This is a genomic window from Brevundimonas goettingensis (assembly GCF_017487405.1).
In the GTDB taxonomy this organism is placed as follows: domain Bacteria; phylum Pseudomonadota; class Alphaproteobacteria; order Caulobacterales; family Caulobacteraceae; genus Brevundimonas; species Brevundimonas goettingensis.
Genome location: NZ_CP062222.1, coordinates 568,253 through 588,884, shown reverse-complemented (window position 1 = coordinate 588,884; position 20,632 = coordinate 568,253). Strand labels below are relative to the sequence as shown.

Here is a 20,632-nt window from a genome sequence, read left to right as displayed (position 1 = left end):
CACACCATGCCCAAACACGCCCGTCCCCTGATGCTGACGGCGGCGCTTCTGGCCGCCCTTTCCCCCCTGCCCGCCTTCGCCCAGACGGCGCCGGCGGCCGCCACCGCTTCGCCCGCCGCTCCCGAGACCGGACGCGACCGGCTGATCGCCTGGCTGACCGATGTGGCGCGCCAGCACGCGGCCGAGCGCCGCGCGACGATCGCCGCCCTGACCACCGAGGCCGACGCCCGCCAGCGTCAGGTCCGCGTCCGCTCCCTGCTGGCCGAGATGGTCGAGTTCGAGAGCGCGGCGGGGCCCGTCGTCTCCGAGAGCACGGGCGTCAGCCACGAGGACGGCTTCGACGTCGAGCGCGTCCGCTACCAGAGCCTGCCCGGCTACTGGGTCACGGCGAACGTCTTCATCCCCCGCACGGAGGGACCCCACCCGGCCATCGTCATCCAGCCCGGGCACGGGGTGGACGGCAAGCTGGGCAACTACTCGTTCGCCGCCAACTTCGCCCGCGCGGGCTTCGTGGTCCTGAACATGGACATCGTCGGCGAGGGCGAGCGGATCCAGCACTTCGACCCGGAGATCGGCTCGTCCAAGGTCGGGCGGCCGACCGGCGAACACTCCATGGCCTTCGAACAGGCCCTGCCGACCGGCGGCCACGTTTCGCGCTACTTCATCCAGGACGCCATGCGCGGCGTCGACTATCTGATGGCCCGGCCCGACGTGGACGACCAGAGGATCGGAGCCTTCGGCTGTTCCGGCGGCGGCACGATCACCGCCTATCTCGCGGCGCTCGACCAGCGCATCAAGGCGACGGCGACGGCCTGCTATGTCACCGACTTCGACCATCTGCTGGCGCCGGGCGTGACCGGGCCGCAGGACGCCGAACAGTCGATCCCCTTCTTCATCGAGCGCGGTCTGGACCTGGCCGACTGGGTCGAGGCCGCCGCGCCCCGCCCCTATGCCGTGGTCTCCACGACGTCTGACATGTTCCCCATCGACGGCGCCCGCGCGGCCTATGCGGAGGCGAAGCGCTTCTATGGCCTGATGGGAGCCGAGGACCGGATCACCATGATCGAGGGGCCGGGCGGGCACGGCAATCTGGGGCCCATCGCGCCGCAGATCGTGGCCTTCTTCACCCGGAACCTCATGGACAGCCCGGCCGAGCGGCCGTTCACGCCAGTGCCGCTGGGCGACGCGGCGCGGCTGATGGTGACGCCGACGGGCCAGCTGTCGACGTCGATCGGGGGCGAGACCCTGCAGACGCTCGCGCGGGCCGAGGCGGACGCCAACCCGGCGCCGGTCAACGCCAACGAAGCCCCCGCCGCCCGGCTGGCGCGGCTGAGGACCGCTATCCGCGACATCGCCCGCACCACCGTCAATCCCGGCGATGCCGCCCCGGTCGTGCAGCCCTCCATGCTGATCGAGCGCAGCGGCTATGCCTCGCGGGACCTCGTGATGGAGACGGTTCCGGGGATGCAGGTGAAGGCCACCTTCGCCCGGGTCGGCGGTCCGGAGCGCCATCCGACCCTGCTGCTGCTGACCTCCCAGCCCGTCACCGCGCTGGGTGCGCCCGGCGGTCTGTTCGAGACCTGGGTCGCGGCGGGCTGGAACGTGCTGGCGGTCGAGCCGCGCGGCGCGGGCGGGACGGAAGAAGCCAAGTCGCCGCTGACGGGCGACTGGACCCTGTTGTCGCTACGTGCCCTGCTGGTGGGAAAGACCCCGGTCGGGATGCGCACCGACGACGCCGTCGCCGCCCTGAACTGGCTGGCGACCCAGACCGACGTCGACATGCGCCGCATCGCCGTCACCGGCGTCGGCGCCATGGGCCCCGTGGCCCTGCACACGGCGGTTCTGGACGACCGGGTGGGCAAGGTGACGGTCGACAGCTCGATCACCAGCTACCGCGAGTTCGTGGACCAGCCGATCAGTATCAACATGGCCGAGGTCAACCTCCCCGGCGTGCTGCGCCGCTATGACCTGCCCGATCTGATGGCGGTGCTGGGCGACCGGCTGACGCTGGTCAATCCGGTCAGCTCGATCGGCGACACGATGACCGCCGCCGAGGTCGCCGCCCGCGCGCCGCAGGCCGCCGTCGTCTTCCGGGGCGCCCGCGATCCGGTCGCTCCGCCGCCTGCCCGGTAACGTTCAGCCCTTCAACGAAGGCCGTCCCCCCATGCTGCGTTCCTCGCCTGCCCTCCTGCTGAGCGCCCTGATGGCCTCGGTCGCCCTGCCCGCGTTTGCGCAGACGGGCGCCCAGACCGCTGGCCCGGATGGTCGCCTGTTCCACGCCTCGCTGGATGCCGGCTATGCGGCCGATCAGGCGGGCGGGATCGCCGCCCCCCTGCTCGTGGATCAGGTCGAGCTGACGCCGGACGGAGCCCAGGGCGGCGCCGTCAGGGCCTCCGACGCCCAGATCCTGGCCTGGGCCGCGCCGGGCAACCTCTATGCCCAGAGGGGGACGCTGAGCTTCTTCTGGCGCTCGCACCAGCCGATCGGACCGCGCCAGTTCGTCATCTTCCGCGTCGGCTATCCGGATCACACCAGCTGGGACATGACCTTCCTGCGGCTGGACTGGAACGGGCACGGCTTCGACGCCTTCGTGACCGACGCCAACCTCGCGCGGGTGCGGGTGTCGTTCGACGCCCCGGCGCCCGATCCGGAGGCCTGGACCCATCTGGCCGTGGCCTGGGACGAGACCTCGGGCCTGACCCTCTATGTCAACGGCAAGCCGGCGGCGAAGACCGGCCAGACGGCCGTGCTGGACAACGGCCTGTTCGCCTTCGGGCCGCACAGCCGGATCATCGCCGGCTATCAGGTCCAGAGCGCCTACGACTACCAGAGGGGCGGCGACGTCGACGAGGTCTCGACCTTCGACCACCGCTTAAGCGACGCCGAGGTCGCGGCCCTGGCCGCGCATCAGACCCCGACCGGGGGCGCCTTCCCCGCCCGCGACATGGCCGATCCGGCGACGCGGGACGAGTGGCGGATGCGCTATGGCTTCAACCGGCCGAACGACCCGCCGCCCTATCTGGACGCGCCCTCGACCGCCATCCGGGTGGTGCGGCCGACCGAGGCGCGGGACATCCGGATGCTGTTCTCCAAGGGGACCGACGGCATCCGCGAGAGCACCTGGCCGGGGGTCTACAACCGCTCGCGGCTGGCGGGGCGGCACGACTACTTCGTCCTGCCCGACTGGAACGTCTATGAGGCGGGCGGCAAGGCCCTGACCCTGCATCTGCCCGACCAGCCGTGGAACCGGATCGAGATCCAGGGGGCGGCGGACGGGACGCTGACGGCGGTCGGTCACGGCGCCGAGACCCGCATCGGCGAGCGGGCGCGCGGGCAGGAGCGGACCACGCTGCAGCTGGCGTCGGAGCGCGCCGGCGGGGCCGTGCGGTTCGACAACCGGATGCAGGAGACCCCGATCCGCGAGATCGGGGTCTATGACGTCCGGCCGGGCGAGGCGCCGACAGGCTCGGCCGCTCTGGAGTATACGGTCGATGCGGCGGCGGGGACCGACTACCCGACGCTGGACGAGCTGAAGACTTATGTCGCCGGTCGGTTCGTGCCCGACGAGCGGGCGACGGTCGTGGCCCTGCCGGGCGGAGCGCCGCGCGAGGCGAAGGCTGCTCCGGCGGGGGCTTCGATGCCCTTGGTCCATGTGCTGATCCCGGCGGACTTCCGGAACGTGGCCCCCGGCGGAGAGCCGGCGCGCTTCGACTATGGCTGGGCCAATATGCGCGACGGGCTGGACGGCTTCGTCCTGCAGATCCCGGCCCTGACGGTGACGCCCACCCATGAGGGGCTGATCCCGCTCAACATCCGCATCAAGGACCCGATCTGGCCGGATCGCGACCTGCTGGACGTCAATGTCTCGGTGAAGCCGGGCGAGGCGCGGACCCTGTGGCTGGACACCCGCGACCGGCTGCTGCCCAACGACCGGAGCCTGTATCTGACCGTGGCCTCGGCCAGCCCGGACTTCGGGGCGCAGGGCCTGAACGGGATGAAGGTCCGGCTGGTGTTCAAGCCGCGTGAGCAGGCCATGGCCGAGCACGTCGCCGACCGCGAGGAGCAGGTGAAGGCCAACCTCGCGTGGTTCGTGGAGGAGCAGCCGAACAACCGTCTGCTGCCGGTCTATGAGCGGTTCGACCGGGAGGTCACCGACCTCCTGCGCGTCGATCCGGACAACGTCACGGCCCGCATCTACTGGAACGAGCAGAACGGCGGCCAGCCCTGGCCGGCCTTCGCCCAGAGCCAGCCGGCGCCCGGCGTGCCCCTGTGGGCGCATCGCCAGATCGAGGACCTGAAGCTGGTCGAGCGGTTCGTGAACTGGTGGATCGACAACCGCCAGATCCCGGCGGGTCAGGACGGCTCAGGCGAGCTGGGCGGCGGCCTGTCGGACGACAGTGACCTGCTGCACCAGTGGGTGCCGCTCTATATGATGGGCTCGGAGCCGGAGAAGGTCCGGGCCAGCCAGGCGGCGGCGCTGGCGGCCATCTACCGCTCGGGCATGATCACCGACGGGCTGAACACCATCCGCGCCGACGAGCTCCACTCCTATGAGGAGGGGATCAACACCATCGCCCAGTATGCCCAGATGAACCGGGGCAGCCCCCGGGCCATCGAGCGGCTGATGGCGACGGCGCGGCGCTATCCGGAGATGACGGCGGTCAATGCGGCCGGGCACCGCCACTTCCTGTCCAACTCCTTCTCGGCCCACGACTTCTCGTCGGAGGGGCCGTGGGGACGGCAGAGGGGCAACAACTTCCTGATCTTCCACCCCGGGGTCCTGCTGGTCCAGTGGAACGGCTCGCCGCGGACCAAGGCGGTCATCCTCGAGACCCTTGACGGCTTCCTGGCCCACGGGAGACCCGCCGCGAGCGGGACCGGTGTGGTGCTGGACAGCCCGATAGACTGGACGACGGACAGGAGCTTCACCGTCAACGGGCCGCTGGGGAACACCACGGGCGGGGGTCTGGGCGGGTCGACGACGGCCTTCTGGGCGGCGTGGAGTTGGACCCATGACGACAGGTACCTCGCGCCGCTGCTGGGCGCTGGGACCGGCGGGCTGAACGGGCTGGGGCCGGACGTGATGTCGGTGCTGGGCCGGCGCGAGACCTGGGGGCCGATGTTCGTGACGGCGGCGGGCGCGGCGGACAGCTACCGCCTGTCCAACACCGGCGGTCAGGGCAGTCCGGTCAATATGGCCCGGTTCGGCGCCTGGCAGACCACGGGCGACAAGCGCTACCTCGAGACCCTCTACGGCGCCGAGATCCAGTCCGGGACCCAAAGGATGGGGATGATGACCACGGGCGAGCTGTGGACCGACCGGGTCCAGATGCCGTCCGAGATGCTGCAGCGCGCGCGCCTGGGCGGGGTCGGCGCGCGGCGGGGTCAGATCTTCCCGGGCAATGTGGTGTCCTGGCGGTTTGGGCAGGCGGATGGGGCCGACAGCGTGGCCATCCTGCTGCCCGAGGCGACGCCGGAGCGGTTCAAGGTCATCGCCTTCAACGTCACCGACCGGCCGGTTCAGGCGACCCTGATCGGGGCCGGGGTGACGCCGGGACGGTGGAGCCTGTCGCAGGGGTCGGACGCCGACGGGGACGACAGGGCGGATGCGCCGACAAACTCCTCCATCGCCTTCGAGCCGGGGGCCGAGGTCGCCCTGACCCTGCCGCCGAAGCAGGCGATGGTGCTGGAGCTGGCCATGACCGAGGCCGGGACGCCGATGGCCCAGCGGCCCGACGTGGGGCTGGATCCGGAGGATGTGGTCGTGTCCGGCCGGACGGCCAAGGTGACCGTGCATGGGCTGGGCGGGGTCGCCTCTCCGGCGGGCGAGGTGCTGATCGAGGACGCCTCGGGCAAGGTGGTGGGCCGCGCGCCCTTCCCGGTTCTCGCCGCGCCTGAGGACCTGCTGCCCAAGACGGCGACGGTTCGGGTCAACCTGCCCAGAGACTTGGAACGGGCAAGCCCGACCGGGCTGCGGGTGAGGCTGGCGTTGAACGGCGAACCGGTCGAGATCAGTCCCGCCAACAACATTGTCCCCCTGCCCCAGGACCAAGAGCCATGATGTGGAACCGCCGCACCCTCCTCGGCGCCGCTGCCGCGACCAGCGCCAGCGTGGCCCTGAGCGCCCGCGCCCAGACCGCGCCGCGCGCGCCGCAGACCTGGCCGGCGGCCGGGCCGGACCTGACGGGGACGCCGTCGGCGCCGGTGGTCATCCCGGCGCCGGACGAGCCGAAGGGGCTGCTGTCGGACGCCTCCTTCCCGATCTGGCCCGAGGGCAAGGTCCCGGGGTCGGGCGGGGTGACGGCGCGGCGGCTGGTGCTGGAGCGGGGCTCGCCCGCCGCCCACGACCGGGCGGTGATGCACGTGTCCCAGCCCCTCCTCGAAGTCTTCCGCCCGGCCAACCCCAACGGCTCGGCCATGGTGGTGGCGCCCGGCGGCGGTTACGTCCGGCTGGCCGTGGACAAGGAGGGGGCGGGCGCCGCGCGACGGCTAAACCAGTGCGGGGTGACCGTCTTCGTCCTCAACTATCGCCTGCCCGGCGACGGCTGGGCGGCGGGCTATGACGCCCCGTTGCAGGACCTCCAGAGGGCGGTGCGGCTGGTCCGGTCGCGGGCCGCGGAATGGGCGCTGGACGTCAAGCGGATCGGGGTCATGGGCTTCTCGGCCGGGGGCCATCTCGCGGCCGCCTCCCTGACCCGGTACGACGACGCTGTCTATGAGCCGGTGGATGCGGTGGACCAGACCTCGGCCCGGCCCGACCTGGTCTGTCTGGGCTATGCCCTGATGAGCGTGGGCTCGGGCGCAAGCCAGTTCCCAGGCCCCGACGCAGAGGCGCGTCAACCATTGACTGAGCGCGTGAAGCCGGGTCTGGCGCCGACCTTCCTCGTTCATGCGGCGGACGACCGCACCGTTCCCGTGGCCAACAGCCTGAACATGTTCGCCGCGCTCAAGGCCGCCGAGGTTCCCTGCGAGATGCACATCTATCAGGAGGGCGGTCACGGCTTCGGCTTCACCCTGCCCGGCGACCGTCCGGCCTCCCACTGGCCCGACGCCTTCGAGGCCTGGGCGCGACGGTCGGGCTTCTTCGGCGCGGGCTGATTGCACTCAAAAAAGGCGAGTGCAAAAAGTGCAATGCCGAATGTCAGACTTGAGGAATTTGCTCCTTATATTTGATTTTACGCGCTAAAAATTCCGACAGTTCATTGCACTCGGTTTGCACTCCGGGTGCACGCCCGTCTTCGACCCAGATGGCGCGAGGCGAGCGATCCGGCAGTATCGCAGGGGCCGGAGGGGCGCCGAACCGAAGGCGGCGGAAAGGCCTGAAACCCCGTGAGAACGGCGACGGCGATGGGCAGTCGAATCCGGCCAAACGCCTTCGGGGAACCTCTTCGGCCCAAGGACATATCCCCGTCACGGGTCGGCGGTTATACCTGCCGCGGAATCGGCCCCCTCGCGGTTAGCGAACCGGGACGGACCGTGCTAAGGCCCCGCGCTTCGATGAAGGCGGCGGCGGCCGTCAGTTTTTCAGACTTCCTTTTTGACTTCCAAGGAGTGCGTGAGATGAGCAGGGTTCTGGTGATCGGCGCCGGCGGCGTGAGTTCCGTCGCGGTCCACAAGATGGCGATGAACAGCGACATCTTCTCGCACATCACGGTCGCGAGCCGGACCAAGTCCAAATGCGACGCCATCGCCGCCTCGGTGAAGGAACGCTTCGGCGTGACCATCGACACCGCCGCCATCGACGCCGACGACGTGGCGGCGACCACGGCCCTGATCAAACAGGTGAACCCGGTCCTGCTCGTGAACCTGGCCCTGCCCTATCAGGATCTGACCCTGATGGACGCCTGTCTGGCGGCCGGGGTCCATTATCTGGACACCGCCAACTACGAGCCGCGCGACGAGGCCAAGTTCGAATACAGCTGGCAGTGGGCCTATCAGGAGCGCTTCAAGGAAGCCGGCCTGATGGCCCTGCTCGGCTCGGGCTTCGACCCCGGCGTGACCTCGGTCTTCACGACCTACACCAAGAAGCACCTGCTCGATTCGATCGAGACGCTCGACATTCTGGACTGCAACGGCGGCGACACCGGCCTGCCGTTCGCGACCAACTTCAACCCCGAGATCAACCTGCGCGAAGTGACCGCGCCGTCGCGCCACTGGGACAACGGCCAGTGGATCGAGGGCCCGGCCCTGACCAACAAGCAGGTCTATGACTTCGAGGGCGTCGGCCCGAAGAACATGTACCTCATGTACCATGAGGAGCTGGAGTCGCTGGCGAAGTTCTATCCGGAGATCAAGCGCATCCGCTTCTGGATGACCTTTGGCGACAGCTACCTCAAGCACCTCGACGTGCTCGGCAATGTCGGCATGCTGTCGATCGAGCCGATGATGTTCCAGGGCCGTGAAATCATTCCGATGGAGCTGCTCAAGGCCCTGCTGCCCGAGCCGTCGTCGCTGGGCCCGCTGACCAAGGGCAAGACCAATATCGGCACCATCGCCACCGGCCTGAAGGACGGGGTCCAGAAGACGGTCTACATCAACAACATCTGCGACCACGAAGAGGCCTATGCCGAGACCGGCAACCAGGCCGTCAGCTACACCACCGGCGTCCCGGCCATGATCGGCGCGGCCCTGATGGTGACCGGCGTCTGGAAGGGCGAAGGCGTGTTCAACATGGAGCAGCTGGATCCGGATCCCTTCATGGACATGCTGAACAAGCACGGCCTGCCCTGGAAGGTGCAGGAGCTGGACGCGCCTCTGGCGTTCTGATCGGGTCTTCGATGTCGCACACTCCTGCCGCCGCCATGGAAACCAAGGCCGGCGATCCCGGCGCCTTCGCCCGGTTCGACCTGAACCGCGTCCCCTCGCCGGCCTTCGTGGTCGACGAGGCGGCGGTGCGGCGAAACCTCGGCGTCCTGAAGGACGTCGGGGTGCGCGGCGGCGCCAAGGTGCTGCTGGCGCTCAAGGCCTTTTCCATGTGGTCGCTGGCCGATGTGGTCGGGGAATACCTCGACGGCGTCTGCGCCTCGGGCCTGTGGGAGGCGCGGCTGGCGCGGGAGTTCTACAAGGGCCACCTGACCACCTACTCCCCGGCCTACAAGCCCGAGGACCTGCCCGAGATCCTGCGGATTTCGGACAGTGTGATCTTCAACACCCCGACCCAGGTGGCGCGGTTCGCCGAGCTGATCGCCGAGGCGCGGGCGGAGGGCGCGGTGTTCGACATCGGCCTGAGGCTGAACCCCGAACACTCCGAGGCCGAGGTCGCGAAATACGATCCCTGCCAGTTCGGCTCGCGGCTGGGCTTCCCCATCTCGCAGCTGAAGCCGGAGCATCTGGAGGGCGTCGACGGCCTGCATCTGCACGCCCTGTGCGAACAGGGGTTCGAGCCCCTGTCGCGCGTCTGGGGCGCGATCGAGCCCAAGCTGACGCCTCTTCTGCCGCATGTGAAATGGGTCAATCTGGGCGGCGGTCACCACGTCACCCGCGCCGACTACGACCGCGACAGTCTGGCGGCCTTCCTGAAGGCTCTGGGCGAGACCCATGGGGTCGAGGTCTATATCGAGCCGGGCGAGGCCATCGCGCTCGATACGGGCATTCTGGTGGGCGAGGTTCTGGACACCTTCGAGAACAGCCTGCCGATCGCCATCACCGACATCTCGGCGACCTGCCACATGCCGGATGTGATCGAGGCCCCCTACCGGCCGGCGATGCTGGGCGAGCCGGTCGAGGGGACCCGCTACCGTCTGGGCGGGCCGTCCTGCCTGGCCGGCGACATTCTCGGCGACTATGTCTTCGGCACGCCGCCCGTCGCGGGGACGCGCATCGCCTTCCTCGACCAGGCCCACTATTCGATGGTCAAGACCAACACCTTCAACGGCGTGCCCCTGCCCGCCATCGTGCTGTGGAACTCGGCGACGGACGCCCTGCGGGTCGTGAAGGCCTTCGACTGGACCGCGTTCCGGGACCGGCTGTCCTGAACCCATAAGGGGGCTCACAGGCGCGATCAGCTTTCCTCGTTCGGCGATCGGGTCGGTTGCTTTTAGAGATGGTCGCTCCTCCCGCCGAGACGACCCGCCATGCCGACCCTGCCCAGACGCTTCCACCCCGCCCTGCTTGTGGTGGCGATCACCTTTCTGGCCCTGCTGTTCTCGGCAGGGCTGAGGTCGGCGCCCGGGGTCCTGATGGTGCCGCTGGAGCTGGCCTTCGGCTGGGACCGGGCGACCATCTCGCTGGCCGCGGCGATCGGCATCCTGCTGTACGGCGCCGTCGGGCCGTTCGCGGCGGCCCTGATGATCAGTTTCGGCATCAAGCGTACCATGCTGGCGGGTCTGGCCCTGATGGCGGTCGCGACCTTCGCCAGCCAGTGGATGAGCCAGCCCTGGCACTACATCCTGACCTGGGGCGTGCTGTCGGGGATCGGATCGGGCGCCGTGGCCTCGGTGCTGGGCGCCGCCGTGGTCAATCGCTGGTTCGCCACGCGGCAGGGGCTGGTGATGGGGCTGCTGAGCGCCTCGACGGCGACGGGGGCGCTGGTCTTCCTGCCGGTGCTGGCCTGGCTGTCGGAGACGGGGGCGTGGAAGCCGGTCGTGCTGGCGGTCAGCGCGAGCTGCGCCGTCCTGATCCCCCTGGTGGCCTTCCTTGTGCCCGAGCGGCCCGAGGACCGGGCGACGCGGCGGTTTGGCGAGGCCGCCGACACCCCGCCCGCCCCGCCGATGAAACAGGCGGCGACGCCCTGGCTGGCCATCGAGGCGCTGGTCCGGGCCGGCAAGACGCCGGTCTTCTGGCTGCTGGCCGGGACCTTCTTCGTCTGCGGCCTGACGACCAACGGGCTGGTCGGCACCCATATGATCGCCTTCTGCGGCGACCACGGGATCGCGCCGGTGGCGGCGGCGGGCCTGCTGTCGATGATGGGCTTCTTCGACCTGATCGGCACAACGGCCTCGGGCTGGCTGACCGACAGATATGACCCGCGCAGGCTGCTGGCCGTCTATTACGGACTGAGAGGGCTGTCGCTGCTGGCCCTGCCCTTCATCGACTTCGGCCCGGCCAGTCTGACGGCGTTCGCGGTCTTCTACGGGCTGGACTGGATCGCGACCGTGCCGCCGACGGTGAAGCTGGCCAACCAGTCGTTCGGAGAGCGCGACGCCCCGATCGTCTTCGGCTGGGTGCTGGTCGCGCACCAGATGGGGGCGGCGGTCGCGGCCTTCGGCGCCGGGGTGATCCGGGAGACCATGGGCAGCTACAACCCCGCCTTCCTGCTGGCCGGAGCCTTCGCGGTGGCGGCGTCGCTGGTCTTCATCGGCGGAATCAGACCGAAGTCGGCGGTCGTGCCTGCCTGAAACGAAAACGGCGCCGCTCCGGGGAGCGGCGCCGTCGATCATCTGGCTGAAGCCGGCCCCTAGACCTTGGCGGGCGCGTACTTCGGCATGATCAGGTGGATGACCAGAAGGGCGATCAGATAGACCGAGCCCGCCACGATGAAGATCGGGGTGTAGGTGCCGATCGTCTCGAGGATCTGGCCGACGTATTTCGAGAAGACCATGCCCCCGATGCCGCCCAGCATGCCGCCAATGCCGACGACCGAGCCCACGGCCTTACGCGGGAAGACGTCGCCCGGCAGGGCATAGAGGTTGGCCGAGAAGCCCTGGTGGGCGGCGGTGGCGACGCCGATGATCAGCACGGCGATCCAGAGGTTGGAGGCCTCCGCGGCGAACATGACCGGCACGGCCAGCAGGGCGCAGAGCAGCATCGTCAGCTTGCGCGCCTTGTTCAGGCTGACGCCCATATGCATCATCCGCGAGGACAGCCAGCCGCCGCCGACCGAACCGACGTCGGACAGCAGATAGATGGCCACGATCGGCGGGCCGAAGGTCTTGAGGTCCAGGCCGTAGCGCTTGCCGAGGAAGTCCGGCAGCCAGAACAGGAACATCCACCAGATCGGGTCGATCAGGAACTTGCCCGCGGCATAGGCCCAGGTTTCCTTGACGGTCAGCAGCTTGCCCCAGCCGACCTTGGCTTCGGTGTCGGCCGGGTCCTGTTCGATATAGGCCAGTTCGGCGGCGGACAGGCGCTTCTGGTCGCGCGGCTTGCGATAGACCAGGAGCCAGATCGGCAGCCAGATCAGGCCGAGAAGGCCGGTGACGACGAAGGTCGCCTGCCAGCCGAAGGCGAGCACCAGCACCGGAACGATCAGCGGGGTGACGATGGCGCCGATGTTGGTGCCGGCGTTGAACAGGCCGGTGGCGAAGGCGCGTTCCTTCTTGGGGAACCATTCGGCGACGGCCTTGATCCCGCCCGGGAAGCCGCCGGCCTCGCCGACGCCCAGCAGCATCCGGGCGAAGATGAAGTGCGACAGATCACGGGCGGCGCCGTGGAACATGTGGCCGATCTGCCAGATGAGGAAGGCGATGCCCAGGCCGAAGCGGGCGCCGATCTTGTCCATCAGCCGGCCCCAGATGGCGTAGAACAGGGCGTAGGTGGCCTGGAAGTAGAAGACGATGTCGGCGTAGTCGGTCTCGGACCAGCCGAACTCCTTGGACAGGGTCGGCTTCAGGAAGCCGATCATCTGACGGTCGACGTAGTTGATCACCATGGCCGCGAACAGCAGCCACATGATGATCCAGCGGTATTTGCCCGGCGACGGCGCCTTGATCGTGATCGGCCCCGTGTCTGAGGGGGGCGTGTTGGTGGCGTCGGTCATGAAGATCCCCGTTCCCGTACTGTATTCCTCGCGCGTCCCGACCTGTCCCCGCGTCATGCGGGCCGGCGGGTTGGCGCTACGATGATAGCCCTAGGCTTCGGCCTTGACGACCGTGCCCTTGATGATGCCCACGCCCTTGAAGTCGCAGATGAAGTCGCTGCCGGCATGGATCCGGTGCACGCCGGTGACGGCGCCGGACGAAACCAGCATGCCCGCCGTCAGCGGGCGGCCGCGCCGGGCCAGGTGACCCAGCAGGAAGCGCACCGATTCGAGGGCGCCGCCCTCGAGCGACGGCGAGCCGCCGGTTCCCACCGACACTCCGTCGATAGTGCTCTCGACCTGGACCGCCGGCAGTTGCGCCCGCCAGTCGGTCAGGGCGGGACCGACGAAGATGCCGGCGTTGTTGCCGAAGTCCGAGGCCACGATGGGCGGGCCCAGGTCATTGATGGCCGACAGCGGGCTGCCGGCGATTTCCAGGCCAATGAAGACGGCGTCGACGGCGGCGGTCGCCTCCTCGATGGTCCATTCGGTCTTGGCCGGATCGACGCCCTCGCCGATGCGGATCAGGAATTCGGCCTCGATGGCGGTGAAGCCGCCCTCGATCGCCTTGACCACGACGTCGCCTTCAATCGGCCAGTTGTTGCGGGCGAAGATGGGCCCCGCCAGGCGGTGGGCGCCCAGTTCGGCCTGACGGGCGGGCGCGATGCCGCCGACCTTCCAGCCGATGATCTGGTCGGGATACAGGCCGATGGCGATCTCCTGGACCGCATAGCCCTCGTCCATGCTGGTCGGCAGAACGCCCGGATAGTCAGGCGTCGCCCGCGCGGCCAGACGCGCGGAGACGAAAGCCTCGGCGGTGGCGGCCGGGTCCTGGGCGCCGTTGACGGCGGCGGCACTGGAGGCGTTCATTGCGCCCCTCCCTTTGTAAACGTCGTCGCGAACACGAAAGACCCTCGATAAGGCGCGGAATATGGGCGGGGTAGGAAACCGGTGTCAATGCGGTTCTTGCGACACCCGTGGCGCTTTGCTCCGGACACGGCTATGCCTTGGCGAAACACGATAATGAGGAACCCTGGGTGACAGACGATCCGCGCGGCGCGAAGTCCGGCAAGCGCGCCACCATCAACGACGTCGCCCGGGTCGCCCGGGTGTCCAAGAAGACGGTGTCGCGCGTCATCAACCAGTCGCCCTTCGTCAAGGGCGACACCCGCGAGCGCGTCGAGAAGGCGATCGCGGAGCTGGGATTCACGCCTGATCCCCAGGCCCGGGGCCTCGCCTTCCGCCGGTCCTTCCTGGTCGGGCTGATCTACGACAACCCCTCGCCGACCTATGTCGTGAACATGCAGCAGGGCGTGCTGGACGCCCTGAAGGGCTCGGGGCTGGAGCTGGTCGTCCACCCGTGCAATCGCAATTCCGAGACGCTGATCGACGACATCCGGGGCTTCATCGAGCGCCAGCGGCTGTTCGGCGTGATCATGCCGCCGTCGATGTCGGAGGACGAACGGGTGATCGCATTGTTGCGTGAACTCGACTGTCCCTATGTCCGCATCGCATCGGTCTCGCTGGACGAACCGGGGTCCATGGTGGTGACCAACGACCATCTGGGCGCCGCCGAGGCCGCCCGGCGTCTGGCCGACCTAGGGCACACGCGAATCGGTCTGGTCAGGGGCCCTGCCCTGTTCCGCTCATCGACGGTGCGCGGCGGCGGTTTCCGCGAGGCCCTGGCCGAGCGCGGCGTGCCGCTGAACCCCGATTATGAGATCGAGGGCGCCTATACGTTCGAATCGGGGGTGGAGGCCGGGCATGCCCTGCTGTCGATGCCGAACCCGCCGACCGCCATCTTCACCTTGAACGACGACATGGCCATCGGGGTCATGCAGGCGGCGCGCGAGCGTGGACTGGAGCTGCCGCGCGATCTGTCGGTGGTGGGCTTCGACGACCTGCCCATGGCCTCGCGCGTCTGGCCGAACCTGACCTCGGTGCGCCTGCCGATCCGCGACATGGGCCGGATGGCGGCCGAGAAGCTGCTGGCCCCGATGCGCGGTCTGGATCCGGCGAAACTGGACCAGCCGGAAGTTCGCCCCTCGCTGGTGGTGCGCAAGTCCGACATTCCCGCCACCTAATCCGCGACGCGCACAAAAAAACGCCGGAGACCCGCGAGGTCTCCGGCGTTTTTCGTTGGGCCCAGGCCCTTCAGTCTCAGGCCGGCTCGAGTTCCGAGGTCTTGGCCAGGACGCCCTGGATGTAGTCGCGGATGCCCGCGTCCGTGGCGTTGGCGAAGAAGTATTCCTGGAACTTCTCGCCGGCGATGGCGGCCTTGAGCAGGTCCTGGTCGATGTTTTTCAAGACGGTCAGCATGTCGTTGCAGGTCACGGCCTTGAGCGACTTCAGGATGCCGCGGTTCTTGGCCATGATCTCGGCGCGCTCCTTGGGATAGCCCAGGCCGCGCTCGCCTTCGAACAGCTTCTTGTAGACGTCCTGCAGGTTCAGCTCGGCGGCCCAGCCGAAGCCCTTGGCGTAGGGCATGGAGATGGCGTTGCCGTCGTTGATCTGGCCGAACAGGAAGGCGTCGGTAGGGTCGATGACCAGGCCGCAGAAGACGCCCGGCATCGAGTTGGCGGCCAGCATGGAGCCCATGCCGGTGCCGCAGCCCGTGACGACGAAGTCGGCGGCGCCCGAGTTGAGCAGGATGCCGGCCAGCAGGCCGTTCATGACGTAGGTCAGCGAGGCTTTGTCCTCGGCCGCATACATGCCGTAGTGGAAGACCTCGTGGCCCAGCGGCACGGCGACCGACGTCAGGGCGTCGTGGATGGTGGCGCTCTTGGCGGCCTGGCTGTTTTCAACGATCAGGGCGATTTTCATCGGTTTCCTCTTGGTCGGATGCAGACGGCCGCGTTCGTTATGAACTTCGCCCGGCGTGCGTTGGGGGGTATCGGGATCAAGATGGCGGTTTACACCACCGCTCCTGTATTTGCATTTGAATATGACACCGGTTACCAACCGTCGCAACGACAGGTGGGAGGATCACCGAATGTACCGCAAAACCTACCACGCCACGCACCCGACGTCGATGGCGGGCGCCAGCACCGAAGACCTGCGCGACCGCTACCTGATCCAGGAGCTGTTCGCCCCGGGCGAGGTGCGGCTGAACTACACCCATATGGACCGGATGGTGATCGGCGGAGCGGAGCCCGCGGGCGGAAGCGTCAGCCTGCCCGTCCAGGTCGAGCCGGCGTCAGCGGCGGGCAAGCCCTATCTGGAGCGCCGCGAACTGGGCGCCATCAATGTCGGCCAGACCGACGGGACCATCACGGTCGACGGCCGGACCTTCACCCTGAAGCCCAAGGACGGCCTCTATATCCCGATGGGGTCGGCCGAGGTCAGCTTTGCAGGCGAGACCCGATACTATCTCGTCTCCACCCCGGCCCATGCGGCCTATGAGGTGCAGCAGATCTCCATCGACCAGGCCATTTCGATGGAGCGGGGATCGCTGGAAACCTCCAACGACCGGACCATCTACCAGTACATCATTCCCGGCGTGTGCAAGTCGTGCCAGCTGGTCATGGGGCTGACGATGCTGAAGCCCGGCAGCGTCTGGAACACCATGCCGCCGCACGTGCACGAGCGCCGCTCCGAGGCCTATTTCTATTTTGAACTGGGCGACGAGAATCGCCTCTATCACTTCATGGGCCGCCCCGAGGCCCAGCGACATATCGTCATGGCCGACAGCGAGGCCGTGATCAGCCCGCCCTGGTCGATCCATATGGGCGCGGGAACTTCCAACTACACCTTCATCTGGGCCATGGGCGGCGAGAACGTCGACTATACCGACATGAACGTGCTCGATATCTGTCAACTCAAGTAGGCCTGTCATGACCAATCCGTTCAGCCTTGAAGGCAAGGTCGCCCTCGTCACCGGCGGCAATGTGGGCATCGGTCAGGGCATCGCCCTGGCCCTGGCCGACGCCGGCGCCGACATCGCCTCGGTCGCCCGCCGCGCCTCCGACGACACCGTCGGCAAGGTGCTGGCCAGGGGCCGCCGCGCCATCTCGATCCAGGCCGACCTGATGTCGATGGAGCCGATCGGCCGCATCATCGAGGAAGCCGAGAAGGGCCTGGGTCCCATCGACATCCTGATCAACAACGCCGGCATCATCCGCCGCAACGACGCGGTCGACTTCACCGAACAGGACTGGGACGACGTGATGAACGTCAACCTGAAGACCGTCTTCTTCCTGAGCCAGGCCGTGGTGAAGACCATGGTCGCCGGAAACCGGGGCGGGAAGATCGTCAACACCGCTTCGATGCTGTCCTACCAGGGCGGCATCCGGGTCCCCTCCTATACGGCGTCCAAATCCGGCGTCGCGGGCCTGACCAAGCTGATGGCCAATGAGTGGGCGAAACACGGCATCAACGCCAACGCCATCGCCCCCGGCTACTTCGCCACCGACAACACCCAGGCCCTGCAGGACGACCCGGTGCGCTCGAAAGAGATCCTGGGCCGCATCCCGGCCGGACGCTGGGGCGATCCGTCGGATATCGGCGGCGCGGCCGTCTTCCTGTCGTCGAGCGCGTCGGACTATGTGCAGGGCATCACCCTGCCGGTCGACGGCGGCTGGCTGGCGCGCTGATACCGCGCTAGCGTCCTGACATGACCGTGAAAACCATCCTCTGCTTCGGCGAAATGCTGCTGCGTCTGAACCCGCCCGAGGGCGAGCTGCTGATGCAGGGCAACACCCTGACCGTGCGTCCCGGCGGCGCAGAGGCCAATGTGGCCGTGTCCCTGGCCCGCTTCGGCGCGCCCACGGCCGCGGCGACCGTCCTGCCGGACAATGCGCTGGGTTACGGCGTGCGCGACGAGCTGCGCAAACATGGCGTGGACACATCCGGCGTCGAATTCCGGCCCGGCCGGATGGGCCTGTACTTCATGACGCCGGGCGCCGTGCGCCGTCCGGCCGACGTGCTTTACGACCGCGCCGGCTCGGCCTTCGTCCAGCATGTGGACACCGCCTTCGACTGGCCGGCCCTGCTGGAGGGCGTGGAATGGCTGCACGTCTCGGGCGTGACGCCGGCTGTGGGGCCGACCGGCACCCGCGCGGCCATCCAGGCCGTGGACGCCGCCGCCAAGGCGGGGGTGAAGGTCTCCTTCGACGGTAATTTCCGCGGCAAGCTGTGGGGCGAATGGGCGGGCGATCCGCCGAAGACGCTCGGTCACATGCTGTCGACCGCCTCGATCGCCTTCGCCGACGAGCGCGACTTCGCCCTGGTGCTGGGCAAGACCTTCGTCTCCGACGATCCGCATGAGCGGCGCCGGATGGCGGCGCTGGCGGCTTTCGAGGCCTTCCCGAAGCTGGAGCGAATCTGCTGCACCCTGCGGGTTCAGGAGAGCGTGGCCGATCAGGCCCTGTCGGCCGTGATGCTGACCCGCGATGGCGAGGTTCACGCCGATCCGATCCACCTGACCGGCGTCATCGACCGGGTCGGAGGCGGCGACGCCTTTGCGTCAGGCGTGCTGTTCGGCGTCTGGAGCGGCTGGTCCGACGAAGAGGCCCTGGCCTTCGGCCTGGCCGCCGCCGGGCTGAAGCATTCGGTGCACGGCGACTTCAACCTGTTCACCGCCGCCGAGGTCCGCGCCGCGATGGACGCCGACGGGTTCGACATCAAGCGCTAAGCGCGCTTACGCGCCCACAGGTGATACATCCCGGCGAACAGGCCGGGATGGTCGGCCTCGACCGCGTCCCAGAGGATCAGGTCGAGCGGGTTCGCCCCTGCCCCATGACGCTCGCGGAAGCGGGCCATGGCCTCTTCCGGCGCGTCGAAGCCGACGAGGGCCAGGCCAGCGCCGGACAGCAACGCCGCGAGGCCTGAGGGGTCATAGGCCCGTTCCTGGACATGGAAGGCGAGGTCGCGGCAGCCGCTGAGGCTGTAGAAGTCGTCGCTGGTCCGGAGCGGGGCCAGCGGCGAGGTCGCCGGGGCGTCGAGGACGATGCGGCGGAAGGCGCGAATGTCGTCCGGGCTCGTGGTCAGGCCGCGCGCCGTAATCTCCGACTGGGCGGCGCGGACGGCGGCGCGGGCGCGTTCGCTGTAGAGGCCGAGGCGGATGATGCCGCCGGGCCGCAGCGTCCGGACCACCGCCGCCAGCCCCGCCGCCGGGTCGTCCATATGGTGCAGGACGCCAGTCGAGACGGCGACGTCGAAACCGCCCTCCAGTGATTCGAGATGCAGGATGTCGCCCTGACGGAAGTCGATGGTCCGGACGCCGAGTTCGGTGGCCATGCGCGCGCCATAGGCGAGACTGGGGCGGCTGAGGTCGAGGGCGATGATGCTGAGCGTCGGATCGGTGCGGGCCAGATCGATGGCCTCATAGCCCGTGCCGCAGCCGGCGATCAGCAGGCGGCGGACCGGGCCGGGGTCGGTGATTCCGGGAAGCGCGGCGATGACCGAGGCCAGCGGCCGCTGGTCGGGCGTCGGGGGCTCGGACCAGCGCGGATAGGGGTTGAGCTCGTACTGATGACGCACGGCGGCGGAGACGGCGTCCTCGGCGTCGGCCTTGTCGGTCAGGGTCGGGAAGGCGCGGGCCAGTCGGCGCTCGACCACAAGGTCATCGAGGGTGCGTTTGAGCAGCAGGCTGCCGAGGCCGCCGGGGATGGCCGCGAGCCGCTCCGTGAGGACGGGGTCGGGCGACAGGGCGGTCAGGGGCGCCGACAGGGTCCGGAGGAGCGGGTCACTGGCCTGAAAAGGGGGCGCCAGATACTCGCCGGCGAAGGCCTGGAGCGCGAGGGCGCAGGTCAGGGGCTCCAGAGACGCGGGAACCGTCGCCTCCCTCCGATCTTGCCCTACCCGGTCGATCAGGGCGGCGCGCAGGGTGACCAGACGCGCCTCCATGGCCGCCTCGACGTTGAGGCAGAGCGAGAGGAAGGCCAGCCAGAGCGGGTCGCGGGCGACGGCGTCGAGGTCGGCGGAGACGGCGCCGGCGGCCTCGCGGGCCAGCAGGAGTTCGGCGGTGACGCGGGCCAGGGCCTGATGCTCGACGCCGGGCTCGGCGAAACAGGCCACGAGGTCATGCTCCAGCTTCGGGTGATACGCCCGGCCCGAGAAGGCGCCGAGCTGGGCGGCGAAGGCGGCGGCGAGACGGCCCCGGTCGGCGTCGCCGACGGCGCGCAGGCCAGTGCTCAGCACCTGCGTCGCCAGTCCCCGGTCGCCCTGACGGATCAGGATGCGGGCGGCGCCGAGCCAGGCGGGGGCGGTCCCGGGGTGCTGCTGGGCGCAGGCCTTGAAGGTCTGGAAGGCGGCCGCGTCGTCGCCCGAGCATTCCTGCGCCCGGGCCGTCTCCAGAAGGGCGTCCGGATCCGTCACCGGGCCGGACCGGTCAGACGGATCGCCATCTCGCGCACATCGGCGGGCCAGCCTTCAGTCGCGGCGTCGAAGCCGGACCAGTCGTCGGCGAACAGGGCGCGGACGGCGGCCTCATAGGCCGGACGGTCGCCAGCCATGGCGGTCATGAACCGATAGGCGGCCTCTTTCGCGCGGCGGGCGCGGTCGGGGCCTTCGGCCTCCCGCAAGGCCCCTTCGACCAGTTTGCGCAGGGCCACGGAGGCGCCCCCGGGCTGGGCCGCCAGCCAGTCCCAGTGGCGCGGCAGGAGGGTGACCTCGCGGGCGGTGACGCCGAGCTTGGGGCGACCGGGGCCGCGTTTCTCCTCCACGGGAACCGGCAGGCGGGCGAGAACGGCGTCGAGGTCTCCGCGCAGGTCGAACTCGACAGGCCGGGCGTCGGCGTCGTCGAAGATCAGGACGCTCTCACCGGCCTCGGTCGCCGCCTTGACGGCCGGCACGACATCGCGCGGCGCCCCCGAGGCGATGCGGCGGTCTCCGGCGAAGGCGGTGCAGCTGAGGGTCATCCAGAGGATTTACCCGGGGATTATAGATGGGGCAAGG

15 protein-coding genes are annotated in these 20,632 nt (G+C 69.0%); 10 read left to right on the top strand and 5 right to left on the bottom strand.

All coding sequences use genetic code 11. The features are described from left to right. The first annotated feature begins 6 nt into the window (after positions 1 to 6). From IFJ75_RS03030 to IFJ75_RS03005, 6 genes are all read left to right on the top strand, one after another. A complete protein-coding gene (locus tag IFJ75_RS03030) occupies positions 7 to 2,133 on the top strand; it encodes an alpha/beta hydrolase family protein (RefSeq protein WP_207871147.1) in 2,127 nt (708 codons plus the stop codon). Positions 2,134 to 2,164: 31 nt separating this feature from the next. Beyond that, positions 2,165 to 6,061, top strand: coding sequence for a LamG-like jellyroll fold domain-containing protein (locus IFJ75_RS03025; RefSeq protein WP_207871145.1), 3,897 nt, complete (start codon positions 2,165 to 2,167; stop codon positions 6,059 to 6,061). Further along, positions 6,058 to 7,098, top strand: a complete 1,041-nt coding sequence (locus IFJ75_RS03020; RefSeq protein WP_207871143.1) for an alpha/beta hydrolase — start codon at positions 6,058 to 6,060, stop codon at positions 7,096 to 7,098. Before IFJ75_RS03025 ends, IFJ75_RS03020 begins: the two co-directional genes overlap by 4 nt. Before the next feature lie 462 nt (positions 7,099 to 7,560). Beyond that, on the top strand, positions 7,561 to 8,766 hold the full coding sequence (locus IFJ75_RS03015) for a saccharopine dehydrogenase family protein (RefSeq protein WP_207871141.1): 1,206 nt from the start codon (positions 7,561 to 7,563) through the stop codon (positions 8,764 to 8,766). Between the two features lie 11 nt (positions 8,767 to 8,777). Then, complete coding sequence (locus IFJ75_RS03010; RefSeq protein ID WP_225896960.1) at positions 8,778 to 9,974, top strand: carboxynorspermidine decarboxylase; 1,197 nt, start codon at positions 8,778 to 8,780, stop codon at positions 9,972 to 9,974. Between the two features lie 99 nt (positions 9,975 to 10,073). Continuing rightward, positions 10,074 to 11,336 carry an MFS transporter gene (locus IFJ75_RS03005; protein WP_207871139.1) on the top strand — a complete coding sequence of 421 codons (1,263 nt, stop codon included), beginning with the start codon at positions 10,074 to 10,076 and terminating at the stop codon, positions 11,334 to 11,336. Between the two features lie 59 nt (positions 11,337 to 11,395). On the opposite strand, the gene IFJ75_RS03000 is transcribed toward IFJ75_RS03005, so the two are convergent. Next, a complete protein-coding gene (locus IFJ75_RS03000) occupies positions 11,396 to 12,697 on the bottom strand; it encodes an MFS transporter (RefSeq protein WP_207871137.1) in 1,302 nt (433 codons plus the stop codon). Positions 12,698 to 12,787: 90 nt separating this feature from the next. Then, on the bottom strand, positions 12,788 to 13,606 hold the full coding sequence (locus tag IFJ75_RS02995; protein WP_207871135.1) for a 2-keto-4-pentenoate hydratase: 819 nt from the start codon (positions 13,604 to 13,606) through the stop codon (positions 12,788 to 12,790). Between the two features lie 167 nt (positions 13,607 to 13,773). Between IFJ75_RS02995 and IFJ75_RS02990 the strand changes: the two genes are divergently transcribed. Further along, a complete protein-coding gene (locus IFJ75_RS02990) occupies positions 13,774 to 14,820 on the top strand; it encodes a LacI family DNA-binding transcriptional regulator (RefSeq protein ID WP_225896959.1) in 1,047 nt (348 codons plus the stop codon). Positions 14,821 to 14,896: 76 nt separating this feature from the next. Here IFJ75_RS02990 and IFJ75_RS02985 read toward each other — a convergent pair whose 3' ends face one another. Continuing rightward, positions 14,897 to 15,559 (bottom strand): RpiB/LacA/LacB family sugar-phosphate isomerase, encoded by a 663-nt coding sequence (locus IFJ75_RS02985; RefSeq protein WP_207871131.1) that lies wholly within the window; start codon positions 15,557 to 15,559, stop codon positions 14,897 to 14,899. Positions 15,560 to 15,728: 169 nt separating this feature from the next. Between IFJ75_RS02985 and kduI the strand changes: the two genes are divergently transcribed. The 3 genes from kduI to IFJ75_RS02970 are packed head-to-tail and all read left to right on the top strand — an operon-like array spanning position 15,729 to position 18,368. Further along, the gene (gene kduI / locus IFJ75_RS02980) at positions 15,729 to 16,562 is read left to right on the top strand and encodes a 5-dehydro-4-deoxy-D-glucuronate isomerase (RefSeq protein WP_207871129.1); all 834 of its coding nucleotides are present in this window, start codon (positions 15,729 to 15,731) and stop codon (positions 16,560 to 16,562) included. A gap of 7 nt (positions 16,563 to 16,569) precedes the next feature. Then, positions 16,570 to 17,328: a 2-dehydro-3-deoxy-D-gluconate 5-dehydrogenase KduD gene (gene kduD, locus IFJ75_RS02975; RefSeq protein ID WP_207871127.1), complete on the top strand. Its 759-nt coding sequence runs from the start codon at positions 16,570 to 16,572 to the stop codon at positions 17,326 to 17,328. A 20-nt stretch (positions 17,329 to 17,348) separates the two neighbouring features. After that, positions 17,349 to 18,368 (top strand): sugar kinase, encoded by a 1,020-nt coding sequence (locus IFJ75_RS02970; protein ID WP_207871125.1) that lies wholly within the window; start codon positions 17,349 to 17,351, stop codon positions 18,366 to 18,368. Here the strand turns inward: IFJ75_RS02970 and IFJ75_RS02965 are convergent. Both IFJ75_RS02965 and IFJ75_RS02960 read right to left on the bottom strand, forming a co-directional pair. After that, positions 18,365 to 20,053 (bottom strand): class I SAM-dependent methyltransferase, encoded by a 1,689-nt coding sequence (locus tag IFJ75_RS02965; RefSeq protein WP_207871121.1) that lies wholly within the window; start codon positions 20,051 to 20,053, stop codon positions 18,365 to 18,367. The two genes, IFJ75_RS02970 and IFJ75_RS02965, sit on opposite strands and share 4 nt — an antisense overlap. Beyond that, entirely contained in the window at positions 20,050 to 20,595 is a 546-nt protein-coding gene (locus IFJ75_RS02960) for a DUF2239 family protein (protein ID WP_207871119.1), read from the bottom strand. The genes IFJ75_RS02965 and IFJ75_RS02960 overlap by 4 nt, the downstream gene beginning before the upstream one ends. Between the last annotated feature and the right edge of the window lie 37 nt (positions 20,596 to 20,632).